An 11,447-nucleotide genomic window follows, 5' to 3' on the forward strand; every position below is an offset into this window, starting at 1 on the left:
TGGATAGAAGAGCCAAAGTCGTGGATAGAAGAGCCAAAGTCGTGGATAGAAGAGCGAAAGTGGCGGATAGAAGAGCCAAAGTCGCGGATAGAAAGTCAAAGCGACGGATAGAAGAGCCAAAGTGACGGATAGAAGAGCTGAAGCGACGGTAGAAGAGTCGAAGTGACGGATGGAAGAGTCGAAGTGACGGATAGAAGATGCAAAGCGACGGATAGAAGAGCCAAGGCGACGGATAAAAGCGAAAGTGGCGGATAGAAGAGTCAAAGTCGTGGATAGAAGAGTCGAAGTGACGGATAGAAGCGCCAAAGAACCGAGCAGCTAGGGAAACTTTATATTGCGTTTCATTTCAACATTTGATATAGAGCCATTTTATTCTATTAGAAAAAGAATTATTTAAAAGTGAAACCTTTTGATAGGGTTAATTACTCTAAGTATTGAAAGGAGGAAACAGCATGGAACATAATATTTCAATCGTCAAACAGGCTATTGCAGGGAATAAGGAAGCGTTTGAGCAGCTACTCATTTTAGAGGAAGAAAAACTATTTTATACTGCGCTTTCTTATGTTGGCCAAAAAGAGGATGCACTGGATGCGATTCAAGAGGCGGCGTGTAAAGCCTATTTAACCGTTCATCAGCTAAAGCACCCTGAATTTTTTTCCACGTGGCTGTTTCGTATTTTAATTAATGAGTGCTACCGATTACTTAAAAAAGGGCAAAAAATTATTCCTTATGAAGAAAGTGAATTATTAAATCGTTTACAACATGAAGAAAATGTCAGTGCGAATCCCATTGATTTATCGGATGCTATACAGCATTTGAATCATTCTCAACAAATGGCCATTATTTTATTTTATTATCACGATTTACCGATTAAAGAAATTTCGGAAGTAATGGAGAAGCCGGTAAGCACTATTAAAACGTATTTGCATCGTGGTAAAAAACAGTTGAAGCGAGAATTAGAAAGGAGTGCAACGTTCAATGAAAAAGTCATTTAATGAAAACGGACCCCTTCCAGAATTCCCAAGAGATGAGGTACGAGCATCGATTACAAAAGGAATACAACAAGCAGAGGAGCAAACGAAAATGAGTCAAACACCTATCCAAATTAAAAGAAAAAGTAAACGTAAACCATTATTATATGTAGCAAGTACGGCAGCCGCATTTAGTATTATGATTGGTTCTGCAGCCTATGTATCACCAACGTTTGCAAGTACTTTATCACAGTTACCGATTGTCGGGTCGGTATTTAGTAACTCTGGCTTACTTGGGCTAAAACAAGCAAGCGAACAAGGGTTAACGAGCACTATTGGAGAAAAGCAGACAATTAACGGTATTTCCGTAACAGTAGATGAAGTACTTTATGATGAATCTAATATTACTGTAGGCATTACAATTGATTCTGAAAAGGAATTAAGTAATGAATACTTTGGTGCAGGGTTTGATTTCACTATAAATGGTAAAAATCCTGAGGCGAGTTCTGGTTCCTATGGTGAAAAAGTTTTAAGTCCGACAGTTCGTACTGGTATCGCGACATTTGATGTGAAGGACGACATGCCAGATTCCTTTGACATGGGCTTAGTGCTGGAAGGTAAAGGAGGGGAAAGATGGGAATTTACAGCACCGATTAAAAAAATTACGGATATTGTTTATGTTCCTATCAACCATCAACAACAAGCAGAGGGTATTCAACTAGATGTTTCCAAAATTTCATTGAGTCCTTCAGGTGTATCACTGGACTATAAAGCGACTGAAAAGGGAACAATTGATAATGCACAAGTAGGCGCATCGTTTATAGAATTCCGTATCACGGATGAACATGGCAAAGAAATCACTTCACATTCAGGTGGCGGAGAAGGTCATTTCAATGATGGTCTATGGAATTTTAGTAGCACAAAATCCTTTGACCCGATTTCGAAAGATGTTCAAAAATTAATTATTATACCGTATTTAATGCTTCCTTCAGGTGGTGGTGGCGTTCAAATTGATAATGCTGGGGTAGAAACGAAAATTCCTTTCGATAAATCATCCCTTAAAGAAGTGAAATTCCAGCCTTTCACAGTAGAAATCCCTTCACAACAAAAATAATGAAAAAAGCGTCAAATGCAAACTTTGTATTTGGCGCTTATTTTATGGTAGTTTTAAGAAAGCATGAGTTTTGAAGGAGCGAATAGATTGAAAATTTATACATACAAACAATCAGCGGCGATTGAGTCAACAGAGGCTGTAGCAGTTTTAAATGAAGCGGGGGAAGTGTCGTCTACGGTTCAACGCGTTTATTCTAATGGATTGAAAAAAGCGTTTGACCGCACTATGGACTATCGTTATTTTGTGCGTTTCGATGTCAGTGATGTCGCTGGTCAGCCTCTTTTCACTTGTAAAAAGGTGTCACGTCGTGGCCGAGTGCATTTCAAAGGCAAGGATTTCATCACAGGGAAGGACTATATGATTGCTTATGATGGCTGGCAAATTATGATCCCTGATTTAATCATTACAGATGGCGAGCAAAAAATTAATCTGAACAAAGAGATGGAAGACTGGTCCGTATTTTCTCTAGAGGATCAACCAATTGCACGTTGGCAGGCTATTTTTTGTGAGACTCATTTTGAAATTACTCTGCAAATTGAAGACAATAGCCCGATACAGCATGAAGCCTTTTTTATTGCGATTGGACAGGCAGTGTTGTTTGTTGGCGCGTGAAATGTCGATAAATTTGAAAAAGTAGGAGATAAACTGAAAAAGTTAGGTGATAAATCTTTGTAATAAAGTATGGAGCAAATCTAAAGTGCATGTTTTGAAAAAAAATAATCAAAACATGCTCTTATTTAATGTGGCAGATCAGGTCATTTCGATTTGAAGCGCCAATAGCTGCTCCAATGCTTCTTTTAATGGCGGTTGTGCCTTTTGGGCTACTGCTTCAAGTTTCTCCATGCTTCCAAAAATCCGGCGCAATACCATTTCGTATTCATAAATTTCTTTGCCTTTCAGCGCCTCGAATAGCGCCTCGACAAGCTCAGGACTGTCGATGGTTAGATTTTTGACCAACGTGCCTTCATCAATCCCTCCTAGCAAAATGGATACAATTACTGGCATAAGCTCTATCTTTACGCCATGTGCCTCAATAAACGTCTCCGCATAGCTATCCTGCGCTGACTGATGCTCTGTATCTACGAGTTCCATATAGCGACAGACTAGTGGAAAATAATCTTCGCTGTATAAGCCAAGGCCCATTGCTGCATAAGTGCCTGGCATGACCGATTCCTCGCTCGGCTCTACATCCTCGTACCATGCGAACTCTTCCATAGCTGTATCCACATATTCTGCAAGCTTCGGGAACAAAGCAGGGTAGCTAAGCGCATTGGCGAAAAACTGATGTAGCTCGGACTTCGCCAGTTCCTTCAAAGGAAGGAAGTTCTTTTGGCTACTCTTTAACTTCAGCTGATAACTTTTAGGGAACGCTTGTTTCAAAAGATTGATAATATAATCCAACGCTTCTTTATAAGCAAGTTCTTCTTCGGAAAGAATGCAGATTTCTATCGTTTGTGTAATATCGTTGTTTCTGCCTTCTATCAGCTCTCCTCGATATGTATGAGCAAATTTACCGCTACCATTTTTCAAATAATCTGCAGCTTCCTTAGACCCCAATTGTACAGCAAGTTCCATATATTTCTGTGGGATATCCGTCTCTGTAAATCCAATTTGCAATGCCGCATAAAGAAAGAAATCCATTTCTCTAGTATCTACGGAAGGATGATCCTCTTTCAAAGTCCAGGTCATATCATAATCACCGGATCGGGTAAAATGCTGCAGTAAAAAGTAATCATTCACCCATTTTTTTAACGCCAAAGTATAACGACTAATCAAACCGTTTTTGAGCTCTTGATTAGTATTCAGCTTGTCGGAGAGACGACGAATCAACGGATCAATTACTACCACTTCCTGTTTCATTAGATCAGAATTGACCAAATGATAGGCGAAAAAGAAAACGTCTTTCTCATCAGGTAATACGGGCGAATCAGAAAGAATCCTCGTCTGAATAAAATGATCCAGCGTGTTTTGGAGTTGGTTCAACTTGGGCTCATTCAACAGCTGTTTGTTAAGGGTTAATTTCGACCTCTCCCACTCAAACTCAAATACAACTTCAAGTTTGTAATCAAAGAAACGAGATCCTAGTTCCTCCGAGCGGAATAGGTCATCCACAAGCCCGCACAAGGCAGGGAAGAACTCATCTATCAGAAGTTCATCGGTCAACTCCATGATGTAAGCATCTGCTCCGAATTTATTCGAGCTGGATAATGATAATTTGGAGAAATCTATTTGAAATTTACCTTTAGACCAAGTAAACTTGCCTTTTCTCCATGCCACTCTGAGGTAGTTATGAACTCCAGCTTGTAACGTTCTTTGATCCTCAAACTCATTGATTCTTTTGCTTTCTTGTTCGTAAATTGTAGTGATTTCTTTCCATACCTTATTTAGCAAAGCTTCTGCTGCCTGATTCAACGATCTCTCCTCCTAATATAGTGTTGTAGTTAATATAAGTAAAAGCTGTAATGTTTCTACTTGATATATTTTACACTAAAAGCGAACATCTTAAATGCTTGTTCATCTCCGTTTTGTGCTAACTCTACTAATAATACTTACTTTGTAGTAATGAAAATCGCCTCCTTCCGACTATTAGACTTGGCAAATCGTCATTTCGATTCAATTATTTTTATTTTATTGGAATTTAATGCTTAAACCCTAATTTATGGTGATTAATCAATTTACTGCTATAATAGTATAAATCGATTTTCAAATGGAGGTAAGTAATATCTGGGGATTAAAAGAATATTATTAGCTGTTGCTTTCATTATATTGAATTTCGAATGGTATTTTATTTCAATAATAAAGAGCGATCGATAGAAGGTGAATTTCACTGAATTCCTTTGAGGAACAAATTAAAAGTATCGGTCTCATTAGCCCTCAAAAAATATCACCAATTGCAGAAGGGAAAGGGTACTGGCAGTATATTCCTCATGATAAGGGACTCACATTTTTAACACAGTATGACTATGATGTTCGCTATGGAAAATTAGGAAAGTTATTTGATAGAGTGTTTCGTCCAATAATGGGCTGGGCAACAGCTCTTAGCTTTGATGTCTTAAAAAGGTGGCTCGAAAAGGGAGAAAATCCATTTTCTCAGTATCGTCGTTTCTTTTTAACATTTCTAATCAGTGTGTTTTTTTGTTTTGTGTGGTTGTACCATGGCCTTGTGCCGAAAATCATTATTCAGCATCCTACTGAGGTGATGATGATGGAGGAATTATTAGGTGGAGAGAACAGTCAGGTAAGTCAAATTGTAAGAGGGGTTGGCATTGCAGAGGTCATTTTTGCACTTTTTTGGCTGTTACCTCGAGGGAAGCGTTTCTTGTTTGGCTCTCAAATTTTACTATTTCCACTTCTAACATTAGGGGCCATTTTAGCAGATAAAACGATTGCCACTGCTCCGTTCAATCCATTGACATTCAATCTGGCTTTATGGGTATTGTCCATTATTGGGTTTGTACTTTGTAAAGATATGCCGAGTGCGAAAAGCTGTAAGCGAAAGCGAGGAGGAACATCATGACGATTTATCAAACTTTATTAGGTGAGGATTTTTCTCGACTTCATCCAATGCTGCAAAAGCGTTATGCATTACCTGTAGAACAGCCTTTTTATGCTATTGGTGTAATGCATAAAATTGAGACTGGTGCAAAGTGGCTGCGTCCCTTTTATGCGATGGCGACTAAAACTAGATTTTTGTTTCCTGAATCTGGTGAAGATGTGCCGTTTACAATTTGTAATACTTGTCGAGCATTGCCAAGCGGAGAGCTAGAAGTCCATCATATATTCAGGCTGTGGGTTAAAGAAATAACAAATAACTGACAGCACAAGCCCGAATAGTAGGACAGGGCTACATAGATTGCTGCGTAAATTCACCAGCATACATCATCAGCCTCCCTATCAATGGATTATGGATGGACACATGAATCGTAAAGACATTCCTTATCTCATCAAATCCTTCCTCAACAACAACACGTCCCTCCAACATTTTTGGTATCGGACATTCTAGTTGAGGCATTACAAATCGTTGAACGCCAGAACGGATAACCAATCTCCCCTCACGTGTCACCGCAAAATGCAAATCCGAATAAAAAAGAGCTGGAGAGCCAAGGTAATCCTTAACTATTTTTTGAACTGGATCAATCGTCATCCTCGCATCAAAATGTCTTGTTTTGTTAGCAAAATAGAAAGTACGCTCCCACAATGCTACTGACAGTTGCACAGCTTATTTTTGTGCCTGCAATGGTGAAAATGGTTATAGACTTTAACAAAGTCGGTGATGCCCTTGTTGTTGTGATGATGGTTGCTATTACGATGCTCCACTGGTGGTCTGAAGGTTGGATAGCGATTATTCTCGCGCTTATTTATTTACTTTATACGGCGTTTATAGCTTTACAAGGTGTGAAGCGGTTTTTACAGCGAGGCTTTACAAATATGGCTGAGATTTCGATTGATGTTGGGCTTATTTACATATTTATTGGGGGACTTTGGTTTTTTGCTTTTATTGCCAACATTGATACAGGTTTTTCATCATTGATAACGTGGTTAACAGCTATTCATTTTCATTATTCAGCTTGTTTATTAGCGATTTCGATTGGTCTTTTTGGGCGAATACATAAGAGTAGATGGTACAATGCGGTCGTTGTTATTTTATTGGCAGGCCCGCTTCTTGTTGTACTTGGAATAACGTTCTCTACTATTTTAGAAATTGTTTCAGTGACACTTTATATCGTTGCTATTTACAGCTTATTTTTCCTTGCTCTAAAAACGAAACTCCCTCGTGGTCAAGGTGTGCTTTTACGAATTTCCTATGGGTCTCTATGTATCACAATATTATGGTCGTTCATGTATGCATTTGGTCATGTGATAGGGAATGCCTATGTAGGAATACCAGAAATGCTTAAGTTTCATGGGGTCATAAATGGTGTTTTCTTTGGTGGTATGGGGGTACTGGCTTGGGCAATCTTTATTCCAGAATCGAAACATCAAGAATTTCATTTTCCAGTTAGCCAAATTCGTGGGAAATTAAGAGAACGAAAAGATCCGTATCCTGGTTTAGTTGATGCGCTTAGTGACTTTGTTGAAACGGCAAAGCTCCCTCATGCGATTCCACATTTTTATGAAGAAACAAATCAGTATCGTTTGCAGGCATCTGTACAGTGGAAAGTATGGTTTAAACCGTTTGCTTTGATTTATCAAGGCTTAAGTCGTTTCATGCAACAACTGAATTTGCCCTTTTCTAGTAAGCAAATCGAGATGACAGGTATGATTGTTAAAGTAGATGAGCAGCAAGATGGGCGGCTAGCTCCACGTGCATGGATTCGGAAAATAGATAAACAAACTACCTTTGTTGCCATCTATTCAAAGCATACAACAGGGGAAACAACCTATATGAATATTGCGCTCCCACTGCCTTTTTCAACAATGATTGGGGTGTTATATTTATATGAGGATAATGGAGATTTACATTTAACAAGCAATCATGCTGGAGATGCAGGAATATATTTAGCGATTAATCGTTTTTTAATGAGACTTCCTTTACATGAACATTTTGTTATTACCGCAGAAGATGAAACAACACTAACTGCCGTACATAAAATGCGGATTTTTGGTGTATCATTTTTACAAATTGACTATCAAATTACAAGGAAATAGATAATTATTGAAGGCGTCTGTTTGCAGAAGGAGCATAATGACAGGGGTGATTTGTTGCGTTTAACAAAAGGAATTTCAGGTTTTGATGCAGATCATTTAATTGAACAGGATATGCGGACATTCCAGTCAATGGTATATCATTTAGTTACAAGTGAAAAGCGGGCGAAAACCTTAAAATTTATCAATAATCCTCACTTTGTTTATATGCAAGCAGTGATTCAACTGGCGAATGAACAATTTACAATTCTACATCACAGACTTATGCCCTATGTTTCATTTGCTAAGTATGATGAGGAACTAAGTTTTCAATTTGTAACAAAAACTCACTTGCATAAATATTTTCCGATGTGTAAATGTTTTGAAGCTGTCACTCTCAATACTTTGTTAACACGAGATAAGGAGTTACACAGCTTATCTGAAGTAGAGTGGAAATATATTTTATATTTTGATAGTAAAACAATTGGAGACGTTATATTTAATTGTTGGGATTGATGATGGTTTTTCTACGAATGGAACAGCTCATTTATAGGGCTGTTCTTTTTTTAGAACAAAAGTCTTGTTTGACTATTTTAAAGTAGTTCATCCGTTTAATTAATAATGTTAATGGAAGATGCTAGAAAATACATAAAAATCACCTAGTTATTTCATTTGATATAGGAAAAATTCACAAATCGCCATAGTCCTATTTAAAAATGGTAGATTAATATTGATAGATAAAATTCAAGATTAGGGGCTTATCACCAAAAGTTGTGGATGACATTTGTTCGGACATATACCTTGTAAATTAGTTGCCAGCTGGGCGACTCCTTAGAAGATATCGGATGCCCATAGGAAAGCGCTCAGCTGGAACGGAAATCAACCACACATTATGGGTGATGAGGCAGTTTAGGCCCATTTATGTTGTATTTAGAAAATAAGGAGAATTTGAAATGAACTTTAAGTCAATTAGTAAAAGAATCGTTTTTTCCTTCAGTATTGTAGTAGCAGTTGTGATTTTATACATAGGTTACAATTTTTATGCAGTCAAGCAAAGTAATAAAGCAACAGAACAAATTATTGATGAAGAATTGCAATTACTAATTACTGATTATGAGGAAGCTCAAACGATAGGGCTAAGAATTGCCGCAATTAGAGGATATATACTTTCTGGTGATGACAAGTATAAGGAAATTTTCGAAGATAATGTAAAGCATGCTCAAGAAAATGAAAAAATACGTTTAGCATTGACAGATTCGGAAGATTTCAACAAATATGCAAAAATGGCTAAGGAATGGACCCGCTATGTTAGAGAAGAAGTATTTAAAGTTTATGATCAAGGCCAGGTTGAATTAGCGAAGGAAAATTTAGCTAGTATGAGTGAAAAGGCTACGGAAATACGTGAAGGCTTTGAGGGGTTAGCCGAGGAACGGAAGCAATCGATAAATGCGTTGGGCGCAGACATTATTAAAGCAGGAGAGACTAAGCAGCTTACAGGTACGATCGTCGGTGCTGTGATTGTTATCGTTGCAATGATCATTGCATTGTTTAGTGCTCGAGTAATTTCAAGACCAATCATCACAGTGACAAATCGTATGCAACAAATTACTGAAGGTGATCTAAGTGAGCCTCCACTTATTGTGAAATCAGAAGATGAAGTAGGGCAACTTATGGAAGCGACTAATACGATGTCGGATATTTTGAATCGTTTATTAAAGCAAATTCAAACAGTATCAAATGATGTAGCTGCGCATAGTGAAGAGCTCATGCAATCATCGACAGAGGTGAAGACTGGTACGGAACAAATTGTCGATACAGTAGCTGAAATTGCTAATGGCACAGAAATGCAGGCAAGTAACGCATCAGATGTAGCTACAACAATGGCTGAATTCACCTTAAAGATGACAGATGTCAATAACAGCAGTAAGGATGTTCATCAGTATTCTCAAAACGTTATGGCTTTAACGAAAGAGGGCCAAGGATTAATGGACGCATCCACTGAGCAAATGACATCCATTCATCACATTGTGAAGGATGCTGTTTATAAGGTGGACGAACTAAGTAAACAAACACAGGAAATCTCAAAAATCGTGGCTGTTATACAGGATATTGCTGCGCAAACGAATTTACTAGCGCTCAATGCTGCTATAGAAGCGGCGCGCGCAGGGGAGCATGGGAAAGGTTTTGCGGTCGTTGCAGATGAAGTTCGTAAACTTGCTGAACAAGTAGCTGTCTCTGTTGACGATATCACGGGCATTGTTCAAAGAATTCAACAAGATTCTAACATGGTGACATCTTCACTAGAAACTGGCTTTGGCGAGGTTGAAAAAGGTACAACCCAAATCATCACTACAAATGAAACTTTCAGCCAGATTGCAGAGGCCGTGTACTCGATGTCAACGAATATTGACAGCATGTCGATAAAGCTAGAAGACGTAGTACAAAATACTATTAATATTCATAAATCAGTGGATGAAATTGCCGCTATATCCGAACAATCAGCAGCAGGAATTCAAGAAACCTCTGCAACGATCGAACAAGCAGCAAGCTCTATGGATGAAATCAACAATAGTTCAGTAAATTTAGCGGACATGGCGGAGAATTTAAACGACCTCACTAAAAAGTTTAAATTATAACTCAGCACAACTCTAAAATTGTATAGACTTTCTTCATAATGAAATGAAAAAATGATAAAAATAAAAATGAAACCAGCAATTGCCGACAATGAATCGGGTAATTGCTGGTTTTGTTTTGTTTGAAAAGGTGTGATGTGGCTTATGAGAGAGGATTAATATGGAAAGAAATGCCTATTGAATGTGAAATAATAGTTTTATTTTAGGTTTTTAATACAATGTTTTGTTATAATTAGTTAAGGTGCGAATAGCAAGCTAACATAATTTTATAAAGGGATCCGCACCAGAATTCATTTAAAAATGAGTGTTTAATTTTTAATGTTTTATTTCAAAAAGACTATATGTATTAATTGTTGTGTTAATAAGTTGATTTATTTATTAATATTATGTTGAAATTTGTAGTCTCTTCTCGTATGGGGAGAGTGGATTGAAATGGTGCTATATGGAGAGGTATTTATAATGAAAAAGTCTCTTCTCGTATGAGGAGAGTGGATTGAAATCGGTATTAACGTATCATACGGCTCTTGCTCAACGTCGCTCTCTGTATGGAGAGTGAAAATTGTAAGCCCGTACACAAAATAATGGTATAAGTGAGCAGCATCTCCCGGTACGATGAGTATCGATAGAAGGAGGTGCTTTTCATTTGCCATAACAAAATTGATGATTGTCCCCTTTACGTTCCAGCCTGATGTTAACAAGTCTACTTTGTAAGTCTGTTAATCAAGCAGGTGTGGCTTTAAAAGAGTGTTTGATCTAAATTACCTTTCAAACCCATAGTTTACGTTAAATAAAAGGAATCCGTTTTGAAAAAAGATTGATCAAAACGGATTCTTCTCTTGTGAATTAGTATACATCTTTTATAAAAAAGTTTGATCATTTTATGCCTGTGATCTTCCACAATCGCGCCAGATTGTGGAAGATTGTATTCAACTAAACCCCTGTAATTGAAGTATAGGAATGATTAAAAAATGAATGCCGGTTTAAAGCGTCAGATTTACAGGTTTTTATTCAAATAACACACGTGTTGATTAACCAAAATTATACAGTTGTGAATGATTTATGTTCCAATGAAACACCAGGATTTCTTTCACCCTGATTCGCCAT

At 37.7% G+C, this 11,447-nt stretch carries 11 protein-coding genes; 8 read left to right on the forward strand and 3 right to left on the reverse strand.

Features of this window, described 5'->3' with window-relative positions; all coding sequences use genetic code 11:
* The coding region (locus tag QRN68_RS13500) for a hypothetical protein (RefSeq protein WP_285397415.1) at window positions 1-306 on the reverse strand (306 nt) is incomplete at its 3' end.
* A gap of 146 nt (window positions 307-452) precedes the next feature.
* Between QRN68_RS13500 and QRN68_RS13505 the strand changes: the two genes are divergently transcribed.
* The 3 genes from QRN68_RS13505 to QRN68_RS13515 all read left to right on the forward strand — a co-directional run bounded on the left by QRN68_RS13505 (window position 453) and on the right by QRN68_RS13515 (window position 2,697).
* Window positions 453-995 (forward strand): sigma-70 family RNA polymerase sigma factor, encoded by a 543-nt coding sequence (locus QRN68_RS13505; protein ID WP_285397416.1) that lies wholly within the window; start codon window positions 453-455, stop codon window positions 993-995.
* Complete coding sequence (locus QRN68_RS13510) at window positions 979-2,085, forward strand: DUF4179 domain-containing protein (RefSeq protein ID WP_285397417.1); 1,107 nt, start codon at window positions 979-981, stop codon at window positions 2,083-2,085. Before QRN68_RS13505 ends, QRN68_RS13510 begins: the two co-directional genes overlap by 17 nt.
* An 87-nt stretch (window positions 2,086-2,172) precedes the next feature.
* On the forward strand, window positions 2,173-2,697 hold the full coding sequence (locus QRN68_RS13515; RefSeq protein ID WP_285397418.1) for a tubby C-terminal domain-like protein: 525 nt from the start codon (window positions 2,173-2,175) through the stop codon (window positions 2,695-2,697).
* 138 nt (window positions 2,698-2,835) lie between these two features.
* On the opposite strand, the gene QRN68_RS13520 is transcribed toward QRN68_RS13515, so the two are convergent.
* The gene (locus QRN68_RS13520) at window positions 2,836-4,497 is read right to left on the reverse strand and encodes a DUF6138 family protein (RefSeq protein ID WP_285397419.1); all 1,662 of its coding nucleotides are present in this window, start codon (window positions 4,495-4,497) and stop codon (window positions 2,836-2,838) included.
* Between the two features lie 592 nt (window positions 4,498-5,089).
* Between QRN68_RS13520 and QRN68_RS13525 the strand changes: the two genes are divergently transcribed.
* Window positions 5,090-5,602, forward strand: coding sequence for a DoxX-like family protein (locus QRN68_RS13525; RefSeq protein WP_285397420.1), 513 nt, complete (start codon window positions 5,090-5,092; stop codon window positions 5,600-5,602).
* Window positions 5,599-5,901, forward strand: a complete 303-nt coding sequence (locus tag QRN68_RS13530; RefSeq protein ID WP_285397421.1) for a DUF4166 domain-containing protein — start codon at window positions 5,599-5,601, stop codon at window positions 5,899-5,901. The genes QRN68_RS13525 and QRN68_RS13530 overlap by 4 nt, the downstream gene beginning before the upstream one ends.
* Window positions 5,902-5,929: 28 nt before the next feature.
* Here QRN68_RS13530 and QRN68_RS13535 read toward each other — a convergent pair whose 3' ends face one another.
* Window positions 5,930-6,301 (reverse strand): DUF4166 domain-containing protein, encoded by a 372-nt coding sequence (locus QRN68_RS13535; RefSeq protein WP_285397422.1) that lies wholly within the window; start codon window positions 6,299-6,301, stop codon window positions 5,930-5,932.
* Here QRN68_RS13535 and QRN68_RS13540 point away from each other — a divergent pair.
* The 3 genes from QRN68_RS13540 (at window position 6,283) to QRN68_RS13550 (ending at window position 10,346) form a co-directional block, all read left to right on the forward strand.
* The gene (locus QRN68_RS13540) at window positions 6,283-7,734 is read left to right on the forward strand and encodes a YndJ family protein (RefSeq protein WP_285397423.1); all 1,452 of its coding nucleotides are present in this window, start codon (window positions 6,283-6,285) and stop codon (window positions 7,732-7,734) included. The two genes, QRN68_RS13535 and QRN68_RS13540, sit on opposite strands and share 19 nt — an antisense overlap.
* A gap of 54 nt (window positions 7,735-7,788) precedes the next feature.
* Window positions 7,789-8,226 (forward strand): hypothetical protein, encoded by a 438-nt coding sequence (locus QRN68_RS13545; RefSeq protein ID WP_285397424.1) that lies wholly within the window; start codon window positions 7,789-7,791, stop codon window positions 8,224-8,226.
* A gap of 437 nt (window positions 8,227-8,663) precedes the next feature.
* Window positions 8,664-10,346, forward strand: a complete 1,683-nt coding sequence (locus QRN68_RS13550; protein ID WP_285397425.1) for a methyl-accepting chemotaxis protein — start codon at window positions 8,664-8,666, stop codon at window positions 10,344-10,346.
* The last annotated feature ends 1,101 nt before the right edge of the window (window positions 10,347-11,447 follow it).

The sequence above is a fragment of the Lysinibacillus sp. fls2-241-R2A-57 genome (genome assembly GCF_030209535.1).
Taxonomy (GTDB): Bacteria; Bacillota; Bacilli; order Bacillales_A; family Planococcaceae; genus Lysinibacillus.